The sequence below is a fragment of the Agrobacterium sp. S7/73 genome (assembly GCF_019355535.1).
In the GTDB taxonomy this organism is placed as follows: Bacteria; Pseudomonadota; Alphaproteobacteria; order Rhizobiales; family Rhizobiaceae; genus Agrobacterium; species Agrobacterium tumefaciens.
Map to the genome: position 1 here is coordinate 818,514 of NZ_CP072137.1, position 21,082 is coordinate 839,595.

The window sequence follows — 21,082 nt, forward strand, 5'->3', positions numbered from 1 at the left end:
ATAATATAAAAAAGAGCGGAATGTCGTGACCCGCTTCACTGCTGGCCATGCGGCTCTAGTCCTAGACAAACATAATAGCTGTCCCGTTTCGCTCAGCGTGCACACCGGCATGTTCGAACGGCGAAGCATCGATTGGTCACGTTCGTTTTACCAATTAGCTCCGGTCTTTTGCGCGTTTGATCGCAAACACATATCGTGCATCCACAAACAGCACCTATCTAAGATGCTCACACCCGATGAAGGAGACAGAATGATCAACGAATATGGCCCATACGTACAGATGGGAACGCTTGCAGAGCAGATGGCCACCCGATACCGGATGGACCCAAATCTCGCACTGGAACCGCACCTGTTGCACTATATGGAAGAAGTCGAGGTAAATATCGCCGCCGACAGCTTCGATCATGTTGGGTTCATGGACAAGATCCGCAGCCGGCTGGAAATGACACTGGCGAAGACCGTCGACCCTCGATGCAGAGAATTCCTGCATGCGGTTGTGGTCGCACTTCAGGAGCGTATCGATCGTCATTCACTCGACGTTGCGTGATCGCCGTTCCTCCTTCCACGTTGCATCAGGTCTCTGCAAATGAACTTCTATGACGCGGGCAAGAAGCTGCCTGCGACGCGGCGTTCAGCCGCGTGGTGCGCAAGCCGTAAAAAACTCACTCGATGAAAACGCGCACGCTCGAAGCGCGGCCATCGGCGTCGATCACGGTCAGCGTTGAAAACCCCTGCCCTTCCGGTCGCCATTCGCTGTTGCGGCGGAGCGAAGAATCCGGGAGCGGCCTGCCGTTGGCGAGCCAGCGGAAGGGCGCGCGGCCGCCTTGCAGCTTCAGCACTAGCGGCGAAATGCCTGACTGGCTGGAGAGCTCCACCCTAGCCCCTTCCGGTGGATAGACGATGCGCGGCGCGCTTTCGCGCCTTGAGGCCGAAAGCAGGCCGCTTGCGGTCAATGTGAAACGCCGCTGGTTGGCGGGAAGGTCGCTCACGGCCACCCGCGCGACGCCAGAGGGTGCAGCAGGCATTGGCGTGATCGCTACGCCGGATTTCTCGAAAGCCTCGAAGAGGATCGGGGCTGCCGTCGCATAACCGGCAATGCCCGGGACGGCGCCGTTATCGGCACGACCGACCCACACGCCGATGACATGCCGCCCGTCATAACCTACCGACCAGGCATCACGGTAACCGTAGCTGGTGCCGGTCTTGTAGGCGATGCCGCGCTGCTTCATGCCGAGTGGCGGCAGCACACCGGACAGGATGTCGGAGACGTTCCAGATCGCAGCGTCGGCAAACAGCCGATCTCCGGCAAGCGGTTGCGGCGCGGAGCGCACACCGTCCCCCAGCCGCACAGAGTCGCCGCCGCCGGCAAGGCCCGCATAAAGCTGCACCAGATCAACCAGCGAAATACCAGCACCTCCCAGCGCAATGGCAAGCCCAGGAGGCTCGGTGGTGGGAAGCACGAGCTTCACGCCCGCGCGGCGAAAACGCACCATCAGCGCAGACGGGCTGACAGCATCCAGAAGCTTTACGGCGGGCACATTGAGCGACAGTTGCAGTGCCTGCCTGATGCTGACATCACCCTGATAATGCATATCGAAATTTCGCGGGCGGTAACCGGAAAAATCCGCCGGGCGATCCTCGATGATGGTTTCCTGCCCGATGAGACCATTTTCAAAGGCAAGGCCATAGATGAACGGCTTGAGGGTGGAGCCCGGCGAGCGCACGGCGCGGCTCATCTCCACGAAACCGCGCCTTGCAGTATCGAGATAATCAGCGGAACCAACTTCAGCCAGAATATCACCGGTCTGCGCGTCGGCCATGACGATGGCGACGGAGACCTTTTCTGTCAGTTTTTCCGCTGCATGGCGGGCAACGGCTTCCAGTTCCCGCTGGATCGGCAATCTGAGCGTCGAGTGCGCCTCGGTGGCATTGGCAAACTTCACGCGTGCGGCAGCCGCCATATGCGGTGCATAGGCCGGCAGATCACGCCGGTTGGCGGGAACGGCTGCAAGGGTCGCCCGCTCTGCTTCCCCTTCACCCACCACGCGTTCTACGGCAAGGCGCTGCAAAACCCTCTCCCGCGCCTGCCTTGCCGCATCCGGAAAGCGGTCCGGTCGGCGTTTCTCCGGCAATTGCGGCAGCGCCACCAGAAGAGCCGCCTCCGCCGTGTCGAGCCGGGCGGGCTCCTTGCCAAACCAGGCGAGGCTTGCGGCACGAACACCCTCAAGATTGCCGCCATAAGGCGCGATATTCAGATAAAGATCGAGGATTTCCGCCTTGTCGAGCCGTCTTTCGATCTGGAGCGCTCGCAATCCCTGCAGAAATTTCGCCGAAAACGACCGGTCGGTGCGCGGTTCGATCAGCCGCGCCACCTGCATGGAAAGCGTCGAGGCGCCGGAGACGATCCGGCCGTTGCTTGCCAATTGCCAGGCGGAGCGCAGCAGCGCCCAAGGGTCAATGCCGTGATGGTCGTAAAAACGCTGGTCCTCGTAAGCGATCAGCATGCGCAGGAACTGCGGATCGACTTCTGCAGCGCTGGTTTTCAGCCTCCAGCGGCCATCAGGTGTCGCAAATGCGCGCAGCAACCGCCCGTCTCTATCCAGCACCTCGAAGGACCGCTGCTGCGCAGCCTCCAGCGGTGGCGGATAGGCCTTGTCCAGCGCATCGAGACCGAAGGCCGCACCGCCTACAAACAGAGCGGCCGACACGATGCCGACGATGATCGCCTTTTTTCGCCTCATGGGGTTGCCGAACGCACCTCCATGCGGCCCGTTGCCGTGCGGGCGGAAAATTGCGGCCGGTACATATCCTCGACCGAGGCGGCCGGATGATCATAAGTGCCCGGGGTGACGGCCCGGACCACATAGGCCAGCGTGATTTCCGAGCTGTCGCCAGCCGTGCGGTTGAAGGCCGCAACGAACCGGTCGTAGCGGAATTCGGTATGCGCAGCTTCGGTTTCCGGCAACCAGTCGAAATTCGAAAGGGCGGCAGAATTGACGAGGCTCGGATTGTCGATCTCGAAACCGGAAGGCAGAAGGTCAGTCACGAGAATGCGTGCTTGCCAGTCATTTTTAGGCGTGACATTCAGCACCGCCACGTAACGCTCGTTCTGCACCACCTCGCTCGCGTTCACCTCCTCGCCATCCATGGAATAATAGGTACGGGTAATGGTGAAGCCCTCGCCACCGGCGGCAAGCGGTTGTGCCGGGGGCGCGACCGTGGTGACCACCGCCGTGACCGGATCAGCCGACGCGTTGGCGATCTTCAAGGGTGCCGCCAGCAATTCGTCGCCGGTCATCCGCTTGCCGAAACCGCCGGTCTGCAAATCGCCGTTCACATCAAGACGGATATCCTTGTCCTCACCTTTGACGGCGCGGGCGGCAAGCAGCATCCATGCCTGTTCCTGGGTGCTGGTATAGGGTTTCTTTTCCCATTCCTTCGCCACGGCACCTGCAAGTTGCGGCACGACGGCAGGAACCGGACGGCTTTCCGCCGCAAGCGCCAGCGTCGCTGCGCCATCACGCAGGGCGGAACCGTAATCCGCCCTTGCGAAGCTAACCTTGGTGGCACGGCTCGCCATATCGAGCGAGGCACCGAACACAGTCTTCGCGCGTGCCTGATCTCCATAAAGCGAAAGGGCTGCGGCAACCTGCGCCTTGGCAAGCGGTGTGGGGAAATCGGCAAGCGCCGTATCCGCATAATATCTGAGATCGTTGATCGCCGCCTTGCGGTTGCGCGCCAGAACGTAAAGCGAATAGGCGATCTCGTTGCCGCGATCCTTGACGTTGCTATCGTAGGAAAGACCGTTTTGCAGGTTGCTCAAAGCCTGCACCATCGCCTGTTCGGGAACATCGTAACCCTGCTCGCGCGCACGGGTCAGGAAGTCGCTGATATAGGCATCCAGCCACAGATCTCCGTAACCGGGAGACCAGAGGCCGAAACTGCCGGAACTCGACTGGAAGGACAGCACCCGGTAGATCGCCTCCTGCACGCGGCGGCGGGTATCCGGGTCCTCGGCAATGCCGCTATCCTTGGTCATTTCCGAGAGATAAAGCAGCGGCAACGCGCGGCTCGTCGTCTGCTCGGCGCAGCCGTAAGGATATTTGTCGAGCATCATCACCAGCGCCGGAATATCGAAGGCTGGCGAGCGTGTGACGTTGACGGCGACGGACGAACCGAGAAGCATGCTATCGGCCAGAAGGTCGCCATTGATCGTCAGGCTGCTATTGGGCGCGATCTTGATTTCACGCCGCGTCGTGACCGGCAGAACGGCTGGACGCACGGGAACATTCAATACCTGCTCCAGCGAAAGACCGGCGGCGTTGGAGACCTTAATGGTGATTGCGCCATTGCCCGGCTGTTCGCCTGTCAACGGCACGGTCAGCGACGACTTGCCGCCCTTTTGCAGTGCCAGGGTCTGCGACATCTCACCCTGATCGACCGTAAGTGCCGTGTTGCTGGTGACATCCAGCCGGTAGTCGCCGGCCTCGCCATCGGTATTGGCGATATCGAGCCGCAATTGCGAGACATCGCCGGGCGCGAGGAATTTCGGTGCACTGGCAGTCACTACCACGGGGTCTCGAATGACGGCGTCGGAGACCGCATGTCCCACGCCCGTCTTCGTCCAGGCGACAGCCATGATGCGGGCCGTGCCGTTGAACTGAGGAATATCGAAGCTCACCGTCGCCTTGCCGTCTGCGTCAAGTTCGACAGGTCCCGAGAAGAAGGCCACGAGCTTTTCGGTGGGCGGGCTGCCCTGCAGTGCTGCGCCCCCGCCATCACCGCCCGTTCTCAGGCGACCGGTGGCGCCAAGCGAACCGTCGATCAGGCGGCCATAGAGGTCGCGGATTTCCAGCCCGAGCCGTCGCTGACCGAAATACCATTCATCCGGCTGCGGCGGTTCATAGCGGGTGAGGTTCAATATGCCGACATCCACAGCCGCGACGATGACATAGGCCTTTTCGCCCACGCCCGCGCCGGCGACACTGATCGGAATTTCAAGCGGCTGACGCGGCAGCGTCTTCTGCGGCGCGCCTAGCGTTACCGCAAGCTTGCGCTCGGCGGGATCGACGGCAAGCCACTTGATGCCTATGGCGCGCATCGGCATGCGGCTTTCCTGCGCATCGCCCGGACGGAACAGCGTGGCCGTCACATACGCCCCCGCGCCCCATTCCTCGGTAACGGGAATGTCGATCTCGCCGCCATCCGCACCGATCTCAGCATTCTGCACGGAAATCAGCTTTTCCGAACCTGACGTGACCATCAGCTGACCGGCAAAACGCGACGATACCTTGAGTTTTGCGGTATCGCCGATCTTGTAGTTTTGTTTGTCCAGCGCGATTTCCAGCGCATCCGGCGTCTCTGTCGAGCTTGCCTCGACGTAGAAACCAGCATCGAATTCGACGCTCGAAACCGGTGCGCCATTGCCGGCACCTTCCACTTCCAGCCTGTAGCGGCCCCAGGTGACAGGCACGGAAATCTCACCGCCATTGGCATCGACGGAAACCGTGCCGGTTTCGGTCTGTTTGGTATATTCCACCGGTTCGTACCGCCAGGAGTTACCCTGACGATACCATTGATAGTTTCGCTCTACCTTGATGAGCTTCCAGCTGAGGCCACTCATCGCCTGTTTCGCGCCATCAGCTGTCACGCCGATAATGTGGAAACGGCCAACGGAATTCTGGGCGAGATCACCCGAAAACTGCGGTTTGATGCCGATGACAGGTGCTTGCGCCTTCACCGGCAGCGTCAGAGATCGTTCGACGGCGCGGCCACCGGCCTCGCGCATCCGAACGATGATGTTGGCGGAAAGCAGCTGCGTGGTGGAAGGCAAATCCGTCAGATCGACATTGAAGCTTGCCTTGCCTTCTTCGTCCAGCGCCGGCAGATCGGCAAGCGCGGTGCGATTTTCTTCTTCACTTTCCTCATCGGCCAGACCGAAGAAATAACCCTCGAAGTCGGTACTCGTGCGGGTCGGCTTGACGGCGACCTCACCTTCCAGCGTCAGGCCGGCTGCGGGCGCGCCGTAGAGATAACGGCCATCGACGTCGATTGGCGTTTCCGCGCCCGGCTCGATCTGTTTCACCTTGCTGGAAAGATCAAACTCGGTGCGATCAGGCACGAAATCATCGACCAGAAAGCTCTTTTCGCTGATCGCAGCCGTTTTCGGATCAGTATGAATGCGCAGCGTCCAGGTGCCGCGCATGGCATTCGCCTGCAAGGGCAGATCGACCGCATGGCCGCCGAGCGCCTTGCCGTCACTCACGAAACGCCGGTCCTCGACGCCATCAGGACGCGAGAAGATGAAGGTCAGCGGCAGATCCTCGATCGCCTTGCCGTCAACATCACGGGCCAGCGCTGCCGCGTGCACGGTCTCGCCGGCGCGGTAGATGCCGCGCTCTGTCCAGCTGAACACGTCGATGGCGCCGGGGGCCGCGCGGCCAGTCACACCACGGTCGGAAAGATCGAAACCGGCGCGCGTCATGTCCAGAAAGACGTAGTCCTTGTCGCCGTTGCGCGCTGTGAGGATGGCTGGCGCCTGCGCCGCTGTGCCACGCATCAGGCCTGCCGAAAATACTGCCCTGCCGTCTGCATCCGTCTTTGCCGTGCCGAGCACTTCGTTGTTCTTGGCGAGCAATTGCAAGTCCACCCCGCCAAGCGGTGCGGCGCTGCCGAGCGAGCGCACGAATACGTTCAGGCCATCGGTGCCGGCATAGGTGGTGATGCCCGTATCGGAAACGAGGAACCACTGCGTGGCGCGCGAATCCCATGTCTCCGGTGCGGTGCCGGGCGGTACGGCGGTCAGCACATAGATGCCGGGCTTCCGCTCCGGCAAGGCTTCGTCCACCGGAAAGCTCGTCACTACGTCCTTGTTGAGGTCCGGCTGAATGTCTATCGAACCTTGCCAGACCAGCTCGCCGATCTCGTTTTCAATACGGTCGGCGTTGTAACCGTCCATCTGCGTCAAAAACTGCGAGTTTGCCAAGACCGACGTGATGTTACGGTCGCCAATACGGTAAAGCTTCAGATCGGCCTTTTCGGCATTGACCGAAACGATGGGAATGCCGCGCCGCGCCGTGCCCGGCAGCACGAAGTTCTCGCCGGTGAAGCGGACGCTCGCTGCACGGTCACGCACGTAGATATCGAGATCGACCTGCTTTTCCAGCGGTTCTTCCACCGAGGACGGCAGGCCGGCGCGGAACGCAATCTTGTAACGCTGACCATGGGTCAGCCCCTCGACGCAAATCTCACTGCCCTTCGCCTCGATCGCCTTGGGTGCAGCACCATCCAATGTGACGAAAGAGGAATAATCGACACCGTTCTTCACCAGCGGTTCGGAAAACTGCACGCATGCGCGCGGGCTGACACTATCCGTATCAATCGTATTGTTGATGACGCGGAATCCCTGGCGCGTGCGCAGATCGGCATAGGCCGCCTTCGTCTGCGCATTATCGGAAAGTGTGAGGCTCTCCTTATAGGCATTAAGCGCCGCACGATAATTCTGGGTCTTTTCGAAAGCCTGGGCCAGCCGGTTCAACGCCTCGGTGCGGGCACTGACCGTGCGGCTCAACTGATAGGCATTGATGGCAGCGGAAGCGGCCTGGCCCGCAATCGCGTAATTGTCGGTAACCTGCGCCGCCCTTTGCGAAAATTCGGCCCAGAGAGCACCGTCATCGGGCGAAATCGCAAGAGCCGCCTTGTAGGTTTCGATCGCGTCGGCTGCCGCCTGCTGCCTTGCCGTTTGCAGCAGGTTCTCCAGTCCCTGGCTCTGCTGCTCCGCGCTTGCCGCAAGGCCCGATTTCAGCCGACGCGCTTCCTGCTGCAGGCTATCAGTCACGAAAGAAAGACGCTGCGGTGCACCGATATCGGCTTCAGCGACAACCTGCACGATCTTGCCGGCGACGGCACCGGGGAAGGCATTGAGCTGATTGAAATCCGATTTAAGGAAACACCATTGCACCTTGGGATTGTAGGTGAACGCCTTGCAGGCGGTATCGCCGACGCAAATCTCGCCGCACTGCTCAAGCGAGACATTCTGCTCGGTTCTGAGATCGAACCCGAAATAATCGCCATTTTTGGTGGTAACCACCTTGCGGGAAGGTTCCGCCGCCACAGCTGGAATAAAAGTAATGGCGGTTGAGACCGCAATCAACGAGATCCGGACGAGCGCGCGCAACGACATCAGTTTTCTCCCCGCAACAGACATGTCGGGCGGGACTCTGGTCAAATCCACGCACGGTTGTCAACGCATCATCGTCAATTTGCGACGTGACACTGTGGAGAGAGCGGCAGGCAGGGCTAACGCTAGTCTTCTAATTTGCGCGCTTCGGAAATCAGCATGATCGGCACCCCGTCGCGGATCGGGTAGGCGAGCCCTGCGCTTTCGGACACAAGCTCGTTGCGGGCGCGATCGTAGGAAAGACGTCCCTTCGTCAAGGGGCAGACCAGCAGCTCAAGCAGCTTGGGATCGGCATTGCTCATCCTGTCGTCCATGGCGGCGATCCTACTGCAGCACAGTACCGGCCTCGCCCGAGCCCTGGGCAAGAACGATCTCGGTGATGGCGATCAATGTTTCGGCCCGCGTCCTCAGGTCAGGCGCTTCCAGCAGCGCCTGCTTTTCGGCAGGACCAAAGGGAGACATCATGGAAAGCGAATTGACGAGGACACGATTGCCTGCGCGCTCCACGCTTTCCCAATCGGCTTCCAGCTGGTTCGCATCCAGAAACGCACGGAATACCCGCAGCAGATTTTCGCGGTCCACAGCGTCCTCATCATACTCGCCGGAAAGATCGGCGATGAAGGGCGCGTGCCGGAAACTGCGATAGGGTTTGCCCACATCCACCTCTTCCAGCAGGCGGAAGCGGCAGATGCCAGTGAGCGAAATGACATAACGCCCATCCCCGGTCTCCGAAAAGGAAGTGATGCGACCAAGACATCCGACAGCGCTCAAAGGACCACCATCATGCCCCCCCTCAATGACGTGAAGGGCCGGCTGCACCATGCCGATGACCCGGTGGCCGGCCAGTGCCATATCAATCATGGCGAGGTATCTAGGCTCGAAGACATTGAGCGGCAGGTGGCCTTCCGGCAAAAGCAACGCGCCCGACAATGGAAATACCGGCACAGTTTCCGGCAAATCATTGTTCTTCACATATCTCGCATTTCCGACATGCATGGGATCAAGCCCCCTGTTCACCGCTGCCCGGCCGGCGGATCAACCGCCATGGCCGGGATATGCCCGCATTACGAAAACAAGATCGACGAAAGCTTCCGGCGCCCGGCCACACTTGCCGGATCCTTGAAGCCCCAGGCCTCGAAAAACTCCAGAAGCTGGCGGCGCGCGCCGTCATCATCAAAGGTTCTGTCCTTGCGCATGACATAGAGCAGATGATCCGCTGCCTCATCCCGCCGCCCTTGAGCGTTGAGGACCTTGGCAAGCTTCACACGAGCCTCGTAATTATCGGGATCGAGCGCGAGATCACGTTCCAGCACCACCGGGTCGCCAATCTTGCGGGCTTCTTCATATTGCGCGATCTTTTTCGAGACGAGCTGAATGCCAGCATCTGCGGCCACTTCCGCCGGCAGGGACGAGAGGAGTTCGCTTGCCCGTTCATATTGTCCAACGGCAATCATGCATTCGGCAATACCAGCGATTGCGGCGGCGTTTTCGGGATCGGCCTGCATAACCGCGCCGAACAATTGTGCCGCGCCATTATGATCGCCATCCGCCAGAAGCTGCTTTGCCTCTGCCAAAACCGCTTCGATCTCAGCCTTCGGATCACCCGCATCAGGTCCGGCGATCTTGTCGATGAACTGCTTGATCTGGCTTTCCGGTACCGCGCCCATGAAGCCATCCACCGGCCTGCCATCCAGGAAAGCGACGATAGCGGGAATGGACTGGATGCCGAGTTGTCCCGGAATAGACGGGTGATCGTCGATATTCAGTTTCACAAGCTTCACGCGGCCATTCGCCTCGTTTACTGCCTTTTCGAGAACCGGCGTCAGCTGCTTGCACGGGCCGCACCACGGTGCCCAGAAATCCACCAGAACCGGCTGGTGGCGCGATTCCTCGAGAACATCCTTGGAGAAGGCCGCTGTTGTGGTGTCCTTGATGTGACCGGAAGACGCGCCGTTCAGCTCCCCGCTATATTGCGCGTTGCCGGACATCTGCCCGCCATAGGAACTGCCGTAAGGATTGTTCGTGCCGCTCATGCCGGTCTCCCGTAATCTCTGTCGTATTGTCTTGGTTGAAGCAAAGATCGTATCTCACTCGCTGACTTTCAAGACAAGCGGCGTGTGGCCGGTCGCCTCCAGGAAGCGAATGAGGTCTTTGTTTCCTATCGTCGTCGTCTGGTCGTTGGAAAGCGGGTGACCGTTGATAAGCTCGTTTTCCAGAAGATCGCTGTCGAGTACGAAGGTGACCTGCCCACCCGTGTCGTTGATGGCGCCGAAAACCGTGACAGATCCCGGCACGACACCCAGATATTCAAGCATTTTTTCCGGCCTGCCGAAGGATACGCGGCTTGCCGCGCCAATCGTCTTGTGAACGCTTTTCAGATCGACGACCGCGTTCTCCTCAACGGTCAGAACGAAATATTGATCCTTCTTGTCCTTCACAAAAAGGTTCTTCGTGTGGCCGCCCGGGATTAGATCACGCAACGACTGGGATTCAGCAACGGTGTAGACCGGCTCATGCTGTTTTGTCTTATGCTCGATGCCGAGCCCGTCCAGAAACGCGAACAAGTCCGCTGCCGTCTTCGGAGAATTTTCCGCCATATCCTGCCGCCTGCCTTTGCCGATTCCGATATCCTCTCCGTCATGATTAAGGGGGCAACCGCGGCTTGGCAACGCGTGAAAAAGCGACGGCGCGAAAATTCCCAATCATTTCCGCCGCTTGTCGCATTTCTCAAAGAAATTTTCGCGTTTTTGTCATTTCCCTGTTGCATTCCAAAATCGATTGAGCGATATAGCGCCCGTCGCCGCATTGCGGTGGCCCACGGTTCAGCGTACTACCCCGGACCGATGGATTTGAGCGGGTGTAGCTCAGGGGTAGAGCACAACCTTGCCAAGGTTGGGGTCGAGGGTTCAAATCCCTTCGCCCGCTCCAAATTTCCCAGAACACAGTTATTTGCGTTATTTCGATTGCTTATGAAGACGCCGCTCCCGGTCTGTCGGCTTGGCGTGCATGATTTTTATCGGGCGACGTGTAATCAGGCGGAACTTATGGCGAGGATATCCGTTCTTGACGCGAGGCTCCTAACCTCAGTTCCCCTCTGAATTGCCCGCCGCGAGCGGGCATTTTTTTGTCACCCCGTGAAAATACCATTTGGCACAGGGAACAGCTCCCGGGCGCATCGCGTTTTCCTGCGTTGGTCAACACGAGGGGATAGCTCATGTCCATAAATCTCAGACGAACTTGTGTGGTTGCCGTATTTGCCGTCCTGTCCATCCCGGCTGCCTCTTTCGCTGCCGACATGATCACTTACGGAAGGGAAACGGCCCCGAAATACAGAGTGCACCATCATCCACGTGCCGTTGCAAATGTCTATGCTGCCGGCGCGCCCTTACGCTGCAACGATAATATCGTGTCTTACCGCTCCCCTTACGAGCGGCATACGGAAGTGGTTACTCTCTGCCATCCGCCGCTAAACTGGCAAACAGAGTCTTCTACCGCAACAATATGGTCGCCTTGATCTTGTCATAATTCATTTGATGTGCTTTTGTTCGCTCGCCCTTGTGGGAGGGGGTAAAGGTTGAGACCCGCTGGCTGTTTCGATACGGCAAGCGGGTTTCCCTTTTTTTGGCGTCCGGCCAGCCACAGGCAGTGCGAGTGTACTTTGTCACCACTTACTGCAATCTCTGGGAATATCCGGGAATATGTGGGAACTGGCGAGAAAGCCTTATAAATCAGGGGCTTTCGTAGGACTTGAAGATCACCATTCAAAACCGAGTTTGACAGACCTGCGCCGTGATCTGCGAACCGCCGTGGCAAAAATCGCGAAAACTCGAACGGCCCTCAACAACCCTTCAAGAATAGCTATAGCGGCCTTTTAAGAGCCTTCAAAGCCCGGAAAACCGGCCTTTCGAAAATCTCGGCGGACTAAGCTGCCGCACTCAAACAGACATCAAAGAGCGCCCACTTTCCAATTCTAAGATGGAAGAAGCTGCCATGTTCGTCTGAAAAGACAAATAACCTTGCAAAATCAACGCCGAAGCGAAAAAAGCCGCCCTCCAGAAGATGGAAGGCGGCTTTTTGCATTACCTGACCAGGCCAAATCGGGCGGGGCGTTCCGTTAAGCTCGCTCTCCAGTCACCATTGAAGCCGAAGGATGGTGCAATAACCGGCTCCGAAAACCAGAAATCCGTAAATGCCGCGATATCAGGTTCACAAAACCAGTGAGCCTCGCCAGTGGCATCGATCGCCCACCAGCGGGCGTTTTTCGGGGCAATCTTCCAGTCAACATCCACCATCTCAATTCTCCGCTCCGCGAATGGAACAACAACGAACTTATCAGTTGGCGCCATACCCTTTTACCTCACTTTTGGCGTTACCAATGTTCCTATTTTGTTCTCATTGAGAAATGAGTCAATGCCACCATTGAGAGAATCTCAAATTATGCTCGACGAAGAAGAGAGAGCACTTGGCCGATCACGGAAAGATCATCTGCAATGTCCTCGCTGATGACTTCGGCGGGATAGCCGTTCTGCTCGTTGTCGGATCGCAGTTCAAGCGAACCGTCCATGCGCCAGTTTGCCCGCTTTACCTTGATACCAGGGCCGACCCGGAAAACAAAAACCTCATCATCGACGATGTCAGTTTTGCTCTGATCGACGATCATAAATGCGCCGTCCGGAATGGTGGGCAACATGCTTTCGCCCTTCGCCTCAAGCATAATGCAGCTTTCGGGTTTCGCGCCGATGCTTTGGAGAAAAGCTCGGCTGAACGCCACCTCATTGTGGGGGCTGTCATCCTTTGGGATCAAGCCTGAGCCAGCGGCGGCTTGAACATCGTAGCGCGGAATTTTCACCATATCCACGCCTTCAGTTATCGTCGCAGATTCGGAAAACATGTCACCTTGCCCGGTGACAATCCATAGGACACTGGCTCCGAAATTCTGTCGGTAGGCATCAAGGATCGATGCGGTAGGTTCTGTTTCCCCGCGCTCATATGAAGCCAGCGTATTTTTACTGACGCCGAGTTGCTCGGCGAACAAATCTCTTTCGGGATCGCCGAGCCTACGCCGCAAGTCTCGCAGACGCTCCGCGAGCGGCGTTTTCGGTTTCGCTTCAGGTCTAGCCAATAATTTCCCAGTTAAACCAATAATCCAGTTTACAAAACCGAATTTCTGGTTTAATCCTTTCTGTGTTCGCAGAATTAATAACCCCAAAAAAGGAGGCCGGTCAGGGCCTCCCTTCTGGAAGGAATCCTTTATGCACCGTGTCTCTGACGACGGCAAGGTTACCCTTGCCGAACGCAGGCGGCTGGAAGAAATTGCCCGGATTAAGGGCATGCTCATCATTGCCAAAATTACGCTTGCCGAGATCGACAAGAAATATGGCCTGCCGACCGGCACGGCCGGTAACGCCGTATACGAGCCTCATGTGGCTGGCGAACGCGCTATTGCAGCGGCCCTTGATACCCGGCCCCACCTTCTATGGTTCTCCCGCTACCTGGCCGATGGTCGCAGGCTTAGCCCGCAGCCCTCGGAAAACTACCGGAACGGCCGTCGCGCCGTCGAGGCGGATCAGGCCGCAGCATGAAGCGTGGAACGGTTCGGGATTGCTGCTCTAGCCTGCCGCACATCGTGTGCAAGGCGCTCAATCGCCCCGGCTGTCAGACCCAATCTCTCGACCGCTCCACACCCCGACCATCGCCGATCAGCAGACACCCCACAATGACAAAACCGCATGCCAATTTCGACAGCCCGATTTTCATTCCGGCCCGCTCTCGCGTGTGCCGGTGGGCCGAAACCCTGCTGATTTTTAGTCCTGCGTTCGCAGGCGTTTCGGCCGTCCTTTTCACCATCATCAAACACTATGGAGCAGCTCAATGACCGCAGTCCGCAACTACGTCGCCGTGCCTTTCTTTGACCGTGTCCCGCCACGCATTATGGACTTGGTCATCACCACTTTCGACAACATCGTCGAGCGCGGGCAGTCAGTTCGTGAAGCCTATTATTTCTTCGGCAACGCCGTGAAAAAGCGCAATCTCGAAGGGCCAACGTTTGACGACTTCGCCCACTGGCACGAACGCGTCAAAAACGGTCTGATCGAGCGACCTCATCCGTCCGAGGTTCAGCCGGTAGCTGTCACCCGAAAGCAGTTGCTGACGGCTGTCTCTAACATCAGTGACGAGGCGGCGAACCAACTGCGCGTCAGTTCTGCTGAACGCCCGACGATCACAAAGATTGTGCAGCGCTCGGGACAGGACATGGCTTGTGAAGTGGCTCGATCTCCGGAGCGGACTTTGCGCCTAGAACAGGCTCGGGCTGTCGTTAAGGCTGCGCACGACCTGTTCGAAACAAAGCGTAAAGCGGGCTACAGCCCCGATTCAATCATCGTCGAAGATACGATCGTTGCAGAAGCGTTGCGCGATCTGCTTGAGGCCGAAGCGGAACACATGGTGACGGATGTCTTTGTCGATATGACGCCCGGAAACATGCTCGTCGATTTCCTTCTGTCCGAACAGAATGAGGATATCGACGCCAAGCTGATCGATTGCCTGACGATCGATATGCAGCCGGAGCTTTGCCACATCCTTTCTCGCCCCGGCACCCTCAAATCACGCTGATTTTCCGAACCGTCGCTCTGTTACCCCCTGGGAGCGACGCCAGATGCCGGGGCGGCCAAAATCCCGGTCCCCACCGCCCCGGCATCGATCTGCCGCAATGCCGTCGCCGCGCGACGAACCCGAGGTTTTCGATGGTCAATCCGTATTCCGATGAAGAGCGCCTGCAGGCGATGGTGGCGTCCAGCTACCGCGCCACTCGCTCTCACTTCAATCACCTTCCCCTTCGTCACATCATCAATCCCCCTGCCGAAATGTTTGACGCGAAGCTTGCTCGTCAGCTAGCGATCTATGTGCTTCATGTCGATTTCAATGTGCCGCGCCGGCGCCTGGTCGTGTTGCTCGGCGTGGCCCGCTGGACTGTGATGCAGGCTGTCCGCATCGTCGAGGCGAGACGCTTCGAGCCGGTATTTGACAAGGCTTACGAACGGATTGCCGCGCGGGCAAAAGACAACTTTATGACCATGCTGCACGAAGCAGCCGGACAGGACGCGGCATATGGCTGAGTTCATTCGCGTTGCCGTATCCAGCATCCATATCGGTGAGCGCCTTCGCCCGATCGACATGGATTATGCCGAGGCCATTGCCGCCTCGATGTCTGAACACGGGCAGATCAGCCCGATCATGATCCGCAAGACGCCTGCCAAAAAAGGAACTCCTTACACGCTGGTGGCAGGCGGCTACCGAACCACCGCCGCGACGTTGCTCGGCTGGACGGAGATCGACGCCATTGTCGTCAAGGCTGACGCCGTTGAAGCGCAGCTGCTCGAAATCTCCGAGAACCTATATCGCAACGAGTTGAACCCGCTCGATCGCGCCATCTTTGTCATGAAGTACCGCGAGTTGTGGGAAGAAAAGCACGGCAAGATCACACGAGGCGGCGACCAGAAATCAAAACCGCAAAATGCGGGTTTGGTTTTCAGCGCCGGCCGCGAGCTGTCCAAACTGGTGCAGGAACGCCTCGGCATTAGCCAAGACAAGTACGAACGCGCAGTCAGCATTGGAACGAAGCTTGATCCAGTGCTGAAGCAGGCGGTGCGCGGCACCACGGCTGAAAACGATCAGTCGCAGCTTTTGACCTTGGCCAAGCTTCCTCGGGAAGACCAGATCGCTATAGCCGGCGCGTTGAAGCACACCCGGGATGTGAAAAAGGTACTGGCCTTCACCAAGCCCCCGGCTCTGGTCGCCACGCCACCCGCCCCTTCTCAATCCATCATCCTCACGAAACTGATCGCCGCCTGGGACGAGGCGAGCGAGGAAACCCGCGACAGCTTCCTTGAGCACATCGGCATGTCGAACACGCCGGATGCCCTCATGGCTGCGATCCGCGAGGAGGCAGCATGAGCACGAAACGCGATCCCAACCAGATGGACTTTTTCAAAGAGACAGTTTTCCCGGTGCGCTCTGCATCGGAACGTCTCGATATCGACCGCTTCCGTTCGACCCTGAAACGCGAAATGGCGCGTGCCATCCGGGAATGCCAGTACGACCGCGACACGATCGCCGCGCGCATGGCTTACTATCTCGGCCTGGACAAGGTCTCGAAGTCCGCTCTCGACAGCTACACCGCCGAAAGCAAAACGGCCCACGACATCAGCATGCCGCGCTTCAAGGCGTTTGTCCGCGCGACCAACGCTTTCTGGCTTTGGGATGTCGTTGTTTCCGATGACGGCCTGTTGCTGCTCGAAGGCGACGAAGCCCGCCTCGCGGAAATGTCACGTATTCGCCAGGAGCAAAAGAAGCTCGCCCAGGAACTGAAAGTTCTTCAGGCGACGCCAGTGCACATTCGTCGGGTGCGCAAATGAAGAAAGAATGGTTCACATCCGCCGAGCTGTCTGACGCGGCCCTCCCCGGCCTGCCGCAGTCCCGAAAAGGCATCGATCTTTTTATCGACCGCTCTGGTGTGCGGTCCACCGCGAAGGCCCGCCCAAAGGCCGGTCAGGGCGGCGGGTTTGAGTACCATTATTCCTTCCTGCCTCCGGTGGCGCAGGCGAAGCTTGCTTTTCTCAATGCGGAGCCGACCGATCCGCGCCCGACAAAGCTTTCAAAGATGCTTTGGGACCGGTTTGAGGCCCTTTCGGATGCCCATAAAGCCATCTGCAAAACCCGCTTCGATGTGCTCACCGAAGTCGCAGAGCTTCGCGCGGCCGGGTTGCAGGTTGTAAAGGCAATAGAGTTTTGCGCCAGAAAAGCATCGGTATCTCCCCGCACCGTCTATAATTGGATGGAAAGCGTTGAGGGGCATTCCCGACAGGATTGGCTTGCCGCACTCGCCCCTTCGTTTTGCGGAAGCGCAAGCGGTGAAGTCGCCGATGTCACCCCCTGCCACCCGGAAGCATGGAAAATCCTGAAATCCGACTTCCTGCGGCCGGAACGTCCATCCTTTAGCGCCTGCTACCGTCGCATGATGATGGTCGCCCGTGACCAGAACCTGTCGCCGATCCCTTCGGAGCGTTCCTTGCGCCGCCGCCTCGACGCGGAAGTGCCGAAGGCCGCCCAGATCATCGCCCGCGAAGGCAAGGACAAGGCGAAACAGCTTTTCCCGGCACAAAAGCGCACCGTGGCCCACCTGCATGCCATGGAGATCGTCAACACCGACGGTCACCAGCTCGATCTGTTTGTTCGGGTTCCGTGGTCTCAAACGCCGGTGCGCATCATACTCATCGGTATTCAGGACATCTATTCCCGCAAGGTGCTTTCGTGGACGCTGGCCGAGGCTGAGACTTGGGAGGCTGTCCGCACCTGCATCGGTTCGATGATCGAGAACCATGACGGCATGCTGCCCTATCACATCTATATGGACAACGGCCGCGCGTTTGCGGGCAAGATGATTTCGGGCGGGGCAAAGACCCGCCACCGCTTCAAGGTCAATGAGGACGATGTTGCCGGCCTCCTGAAAACCCTCGACATCGAGCCGCATTTCGTCAAGCCGCGCTCCGGTCAGTCGAAGCCGATCGAACGCGCCTGGCGCGATCTAGCCGAGGAAATCTCCAAGCATCCGTCGATGTCCGGTTGCTACACCGGCAACAAGCCAGAGGCGAAGCCAGAAAACTACGGCAACAGCGCCATTCCGCTAGAAACGCTCCAGCGCCATGTCGCACATTGCGTTGACGAGCATAATCACAGGCTGAACCGCACCACGGAAACCGCCAACGGTCGCAGCTTCGCGCAGACGTTCGACGCGTCGATCGCGGAGCCGTCCACCATCGTTCGTTATGCCAGCATGGCACAGCGTTCGCTTTGGATGCTCTCGGCCGTTGCCATCACGGCGCGCAAGCCGGACGGCGCGATCCACATGCACGGTAATCGCTACTGGAATGCGGTGCTTAACGAGTGGATCGGCAAGAAGCTGACGGTTCGGTTTGATCCGGCTGACCTGCATAAGCCGGTCAAGGTCTACGATCCGGAAGGCCGTTTCCTTTGTGACGCCGATTGCCTTGTCAAGACTGGCTTTGCCGATACGGGTGCCGCCCGTCGTCAGGAGAAGGCGCGCAAGACCCACGTCAAGAACCTTCAGGCCGTGGCAAAGAGCAATGCGGCGCTCTCACCGATGCAGCTTGGCGAGATCATGGAGAAAGGCCGGAAGGCCGAGGCCGCGAAGCGTCCGCAGACGCCGGTTCGTTCCGTCGTCACGCGCCTCGTCACCGGCAACCTCGCACATGCGCCGGTCGAGACGGTCAGCGCCGATCAATTCGAAGACAGTTTTGCGCGTGGCCTCGCCAGAGTGGCAGGCGGGGAAAGCGCGATCATCCAATTCCCCACCGGGAATACCGAGGCAGGCGGCAAGCCTGCCCGCAAAAGAAGAGCCGAAAAGTACTGAGTACGGTTCCAGTCCAACAGGGCGAAAAAAAATGAGCGACCCGAAGGCCGCCCCGCAATTGAACAAAGGAACCTCTAGCATGAAAAAGACCACCAACACAAATATCGTGTGGGACCAGTCGCAACCGACAATCGAATTTATCGCAAAGCATCCTGCTTCCGACGTTGACGAATGGCGCAAGCTGACATCGCGGATGGTTGACGCTGCAACCGAATTCGGCTGGACCAAAGCCGAAGTGTCCCGCCGCACCGATGTACCTGACGGCACGCTGTCGCCGTGGTTCAGCGGTAAATATCTCGGCGTCCTGTCGAACATCAACCAGAAGGTCGCCAACTGGCTCGATGCGCTCGACGCGAGCCAGAACATGGCTGCCACGATGCCGGTATCGCCGCCATTCCAGCGCACGGCGGTGGGTATGGACGTTTATAATGCCCTGCTGTTTGCCCAGGTGACATCCGGTTTCATCCGCGTCACGCTTCCCGCAGGCTCCGGCAAGACCACGGCTGCAAAGCACTTCCTGAACACGCGGCCGCACGTCTTCATGGCCACACTTAGCCCGAGCACCAAAACCGTTCACGGCATGCTCGTTGAACTTTGCGCGGCACTGGAAGTGCACGAGCATAACCCTGCGCGGTTCGTCCGCTCGATCGGTGCCAAGCTGAAACGTGTCGGCGAAGGCTCGCTGCTGATCATCGACGAGGCACAGAACGCGGTACCGGAAGCCATCAACCAGCTTCGTCACTTCGTCGATAACGACCAGTGCGGCGTTGCCCTGCTCGGCAATGAGGATACCGCCACGGCCTTCGTGAAGGACCTCGGGCGTTCAGTAGCAAGCCGCGCACAGGTGCTTTCCCGGTTTGACCGACAGGTCAGGACGGCGCGCAATCCGGCTGCGGACGCTGCAATCCTCATCAAGGCCTGGGGCATTGAGGAAGGCACCGATTGCGCCACCTTCCTGAAAGGCATTGCCAGCAAGCCGGGTGCGCTGCGCCAGATCGACCGCACCATGAAAGCCGCCTCTATGCTTGCCATCGGAGACGGCGAGGAAGGCGTGCGGCTGGAGCATCTTCAGGCCGCCTGGAAGAACCGCGACATGGGAGACAGCCTATGACATCGGCGGCCCCTTCCCTGAAATCTCATCTGGATTACCTCGCGGGCATCTTCGCGGAAGCCAGAAAGATGAAGCCGGACGAAAAGCTGGAGCTGGATGCACAATCCGCCCAGACCGTCCTGAAAACCCTTCGCGCGCTTTCACAGCAGGCCGGCCACCTTGAGCTGGAGCTTTCCATCCTGCGCGACAGCGAGGCCGGGAAGCTTCTCGCCAAGACGGCCGAGCAACTCGCCACCGGCGAACTGACCGGCCTGCTGAAAAAGGCCGAAGGCAACATCATCCGCCCGAACTTTGGAGGAAAGAAGAATGACGGCGAAGCCTGAATGCGTTTCCGATTTTCTGCATGAGTTGCAGCGCGACCTGAATAGCGTCGTCGCTCAGCACGGTTTGATCCATCTCGATCGCGTCACGTCCGCCAGCTTCATCGTTCACCTCGGCCGGATAGCCGATCTGGCGCGAAGGCTCGAAAACGCCTGGTCGCAGGCGGAGTGGAACCGCCGCGCGTCTGAGGATCGCGTCAAGCTGCTCTCCGACATGAACACGATCACGGCCGAGGTCCTCGGCCTTATGCGGCCCGACACCATGGACGGCGGCAAGGTCGTCCAGTTCCGCCCCAAACCCTCCAATGCCCCTGCACCTACCGCGCCGTCCGGTGGCGACGCGGCCTGATCCCCTTTCACATTAAATTATGAGGTTAAACCCATGGAAGCTGTAATTCTGGAAGAAAAGGCCGCAGCCGGCATCACTGTCGTAAACGGCAAAGAATACGTCACCAACGGCGACGGCGGCCTGACGCCTCTCGCCCTGGTGAAGCCCGAAGACTTCCTTGAAGATCAGATGGTCCGCAAGATCATTGGTTTTGCCAAGACGCTTTCGGCCGAGTTGGGCCGGTTCAAGAAGCATACCCGCGCCGATATCGCCGAGTTCGATCGCAACCTTGAGGCCAAGTACGGCCTTATCAAGCGCGGTCGCGCCGGAGCCGGGAACCAGAAATATCGCACGATAGACGGGCTGATGTCGGTCGAGACCCGCGTAAACAAGCTGATCGAGTTCGGGCCGCAGTTACAGGTCGCGAAAGGTCTGATCGACGAATGCCTGAACGAATGGACGGAAGACGGTCGCGCCGAAATCCGTGGCCTCGTCACTCGTGCCTTCAATGTCGATCAGGCTGGTAAAATCAGCAAGGACGCCGTGTTCGAACTGTTCAAGATCGAAAGCGATGATCCGCGCTGGATCAATGCGATGGAGGCGATCAACGCGGCCGTGCGGGTAATCGGCTCGAAAGAGTATCTGCATTTCAGCTTCCGGGAATCGCACGATGCCGAGTGGATCCGCATTTCCCTCAACATTGCTGACGCGTGAG

Annotated in this window: 20 protein-coding genes and 1 tRNA gene; 12 read left to right on the forward strand and 9 right to left on the reverse strand. The window is 58.8% G+C overall.

Going from position 1 to position 21,082, the window contains the following annotated elements; all coding sequences use genetic code 11:
• The first annotated feature begins 250 nt into the window (after window positions 1-250).
• A complete protein-coding gene (locus J5276_RS18695; RefSeq protein ID WP_013761805.1) occupies window positions 251-547 on the forward strand; it encodes a hypothetical protein in 297 nt (98 codons plus the stop codon).
• Between the two features lie 115 nt (window positions 548-662).
• Here J5276_RS18695 and pbpC read toward each other — a convergent pair whose 3' ends face one another.
• From pbpC to J5276_RS18725, 6 genes are all read right to left on the reverse strand, one after another.
• Window positions 663-2,741, reverse strand: a complete 2,079-nt coding sequence (gene pbpC, locus J5276_RS18700; protein ID WP_065704426.1) for a penicillin-binding protein 1C — start codon at window positions 2,739-2,741, stop codon at window positions 663-665.
• Complete coding sequence (locus J5276_RS18705; RefSeq protein ID WP_111799700.1) at window positions 2,738-8,182, reverse strand: alpha-2-macroglobulin family protein; 5,445 nt, start codon at window positions 8,180-8,182, stop codon at window positions 2,738-2,740. Before J5276_RS18705 ends, pbpC begins: the two co-directional genes overlap by 4 nt.
• Window positions 8,183-8,304: 122 nt before the next feature.
• The gene (locus J5276_RS18710; protein WP_003511371.1) at window positions 8,305-8,493 is read right to left on the reverse strand and encodes a Trm112 family protein; all 189 of its coding nucleotides are present in this window, start codon (window positions 8,491-8,493) and stop codon (window positions 8,305-8,307) included.
• A gap of 10 nt (window positions 8,494-8,503) precedes the next feature.
• Window positions 8,504-9,175, reverse strand: coding sequence for an LON peptidase substrate-binding domain-containing protein (locus tag J5276_RS18715; protein ID WP_003511372.1), 672 nt, complete (start codon window positions 9,173-9,175; stop codon window positions 8,504-8,506).
• 68 nt (window positions 9,176-9,243) lie between these two features.
• Window positions 9,244-10,212, reverse strand: a complete 969-nt coding sequence (gene trxA / locus J5276_RS18720) for a thioredoxin (protein ID WP_065704430.1) — start codon at window positions 10,210-10,212, stop codon at window positions 9,244-9,246.
• A gap of 54 nt (window positions 10,213-10,266) precedes the next feature.
• Window positions 10,267-10,776 (reverse strand): prolyl-tRNA synthetase associated domain-containing protein, encoded by a 510-nt coding sequence (locus J5276_RS18725; RefSeq protein WP_013761810.1) that lies wholly within the window; start codon window positions 10,774-10,776, stop codon window positions 10,267-10,269.
• 256 nt (window positions 10,777-11,032) lie between these two features.
• On the opposite strand from J5276_RS18725, the gene J5276_RS18730 reads away from it, so the two are divergent.
• A tRNA-Gly gene (locus J5276_RS18730) sits at window positions 11,033-11,107 on the forward strand.
• A gap of 993 nt (window positions 11,108-12,100) precedes the next feature.
• Here the strand turns inward: J5276_RS18730 and J5276_RS18735 are convergent.
• The 3 genes from J5276_RS18735 to J5276_RS18745 all read right to left on the reverse strand — a co-directional run bounded on the left by J5276_RS18735 (window position 12,101) and on the right by J5276_RS18745 (window position 13,301).
• On the reverse strand, window positions 12,101-12,259 hold the full coding sequence (locus J5276_RS18735; RefSeq protein WP_219256632.1) for a hypothetical protein: 159 nt from the start codon (window positions 12,257-12,259) through the stop codon (window positions 12,101-12,103).
• Window positions 12,259-12,471 (reverse strand): hypothetical protein, encoded by a 213-nt coding sequence (locus tag J5276_RS18740; protein WP_145166631.1) that lies wholly within the window; start codon window positions 12,469-12,471, stop codon window positions 12,259-12,261. Before J5276_RS18740 ends, J5276_RS18735 begins: the two co-directional genes overlap by 1 nt.
• A gap of 143 nt (window positions 12,472-12,614) precedes the next feature.
• On the reverse strand, window positions 12,615-13,301 hold the full coding sequence (locus J5276_RS18745; protein WP_255609095.1) for a LexA family transcriptional regulator: 687 nt from the start codon (window positions 13,299-13,301) through the stop codon (window positions 12,615-12,617).
• A 130-nt stretch (window positions 13,302-13,431) separates the two neighbouring features.
• Here J5276_RS18745 and J5276_RS18750 point away from each other — a divergent pair, with 130 nt between their 5' ends.
• The 10 genes from J5276_RS18750 to J5276_RS18795 all read left to right on the forward strand — a co-directional run bounded on the left by J5276_RS18750 (window position 13,432) and on the right by J5276_RS18795 (window position 21,081).
• Window positions 13,432-13,761, forward strand: coding sequence for a helix-turn-helix domain-containing protein (locus J5276_RS18750; RefSeq protein ID WP_219256636.1), 330 nt, complete (start codon window positions 13,432-13,434; stop codon window positions 13,759-13,761).
• Window positions 13,762-14,050: 289 nt separating this feature from the next.
• Entirely contained in the window at window positions 14,051-14,791 is a 741-nt protein-coding gene (locus tag J5276_RS18755) for a hypothetical protein (protein WP_219256638.1), read from the forward strand.
• 131 nt (window positions 14,792-14,922) lie between these two features.
• A complete protein-coding gene (locus J5276_RS18760) occupies window positions 14,923-15,294 on the forward strand; it encodes a hypothetical protein (protein WP_112191594.1) in 372 nt (123 codons plus the stop codon).
• A complete protein-coding gene (locus J5276_RS18765) occupies window positions 15,287-16,132 on the forward strand; it encodes a ParB/RepB/Spo0J family partition protein (protein ID WP_219256640.1) in 846 nt (281 codons plus the stop codon). Before J5276_RS18760 ends, J5276_RS18765 begins: the two co-directional genes overlap by 8 nt.
• Window positions 16,129-16,593 carry a hypothetical protein gene (locus J5276_RS18770; RefSeq protein WP_035222383.1) on the forward strand — a complete coding sequence of 155 codons (465 nt, stop codon included), beginning with the start codon at window positions 16,129-16,131 and terminating at the stop codon, window positions 16,591-16,593. Before J5276_RS18765 ends, J5276_RS18770 begins: the two co-directional genes overlap by 4 nt.
• Window positions 16,590-18,608 carry a transposase domain-containing protein gene (locus J5276_RS18775; protein ID WP_219256642.1) on the forward strand — a complete coding sequence of 673 codons (2,019 nt, stop codon included), beginning with the start codon at window positions 16,590-16,592 and terminating at the stop codon, window positions 18,606-18,608. The genes J5276_RS18770 and J5276_RS18775 overlap by 4 nt, the downstream gene beginning before the upstream one ends.
• A 79-nt stretch (window positions 18,609-18,687) precedes the next feature.
• Window positions 18,688-19,719 carry an AAA family ATPase gene (locus J5276_RS18780; RefSeq protein ID WP_219256644.1) on the forward strand — a complete coding sequence of 344 codons (1,032 nt, stop codon included), beginning with the start codon at window positions 18,688-18,690 and terminating at the stop codon, window positions 19,717-19,719.
• Window positions 19,716-20,042, forward strand: coding sequence for a hypothetical protein (locus J5276_RS18785; RefSeq protein WP_219256646.1), 327 nt, complete (start codon window positions 19,716-19,718; stop codon window positions 20,040-20,042). The genes J5276_RS18780 and J5276_RS18785 overlap by 4 nt, the downstream gene beginning before the upstream one ends.
• The gene (locus J5276_RS18790; protein ID WP_219256647.1) at window positions 20,026-20,388 is read left to right on the forward strand and encodes a hypothetical protein; all 363 of its coding nucleotides are present in this window, start codon (window positions 20,026-20,028) and stop codon (window positions 20,386-20,388) included. The genes J5276_RS18785 and J5276_RS18790 overlap by 17 nt, the downstream gene beginning before the upstream one ends.
• A 33-nt stretch (window positions 20,389-20,421) precedes the next feature.
• Window positions 20,422-21,081 carry a DUF3164 family protein gene (locus J5276_RS18795; protein ID WP_219256648.1) on the forward strand — a complete coding sequence of 220 codons (660 nt, stop codon included), beginning with the start codon at window positions 20,422-20,424 and terminating at the stop codon, window positions 21,079-21,081.
• Window position 21,082: the final 1 nt, after the last annotated feature.